We start from the raw sequence: 572 nt of genomic DNA on the forward strand, positions 1-572 counted from the left end.
CACCCTCCCCTTTCGGGACGTGTTTTCCCCTTATTTTCAGGCAGGGAAAACACATCATGTCTTCCCGGACCGATTATCAAAACACCTTTATTACCCTGTTTAAGCGGACGGCCCGCGGTCATTCCCGTTATCAGGTCTTTCGGGACTTTTGTTACTGTGCGATGGCGGCCATCCACAACAGGTATTGTTACAGTGACGAGTTTGAACAGTTCTACCTGAAAACCATCAAAAAGTACGACCGGGACGATATTGACCGGATTGTGCAGTTGTTTTCTCAGGTGGTATTGGGGTTAGCCCAGGAACCGTGTGATTTTCTGGGCAGGGTGTTTATGTTACTGGAACTCGGTGATACGCATCTTCAGCAGTTTTTCACCCCCTGGGGGGTCGCCAGAATGATGGCGAAAATACAGTTTCAGGATGTCTCAGCGTTGTTACAGGAAAAACCCTTTGTGACGTTACACGAGCCCGCCTGCGGGGCCGGCTGTATGACACTGGCCGTGGCCGAAGAGCTGCGGGAGCAGGGGCATGATCCGTTATGCTGCCTGTGGGTGTCAGTAATTGATATTGACCCG

Annotated in this window: 1 protein-coding gene; it reads left to right on the forward strand. The window is 51.4% G+C overall.

What is annotated here, in order from left to right; translation table 11 throughout:
- Positions 1 to 56: 56 nt before the first annotated feature.
- On the forward strand, positions 57 to 572 hold a 516-nt coding region (locus tag PSI17_RS17270; protein ID WP_273553122.1), incomplete at its 3' end, for an SAM-dependent DNA methyltransferase.

Source organism: Xenorhabdus sp. IM139775 (genome assembly GCF_028598745.1).
Classification (GTDB): domain Bacteria; phylum Pseudomonadota; class Gammaproteobacteria; order Enterobacterales; family Enterobacteriaceae; genus Xenorhabdus.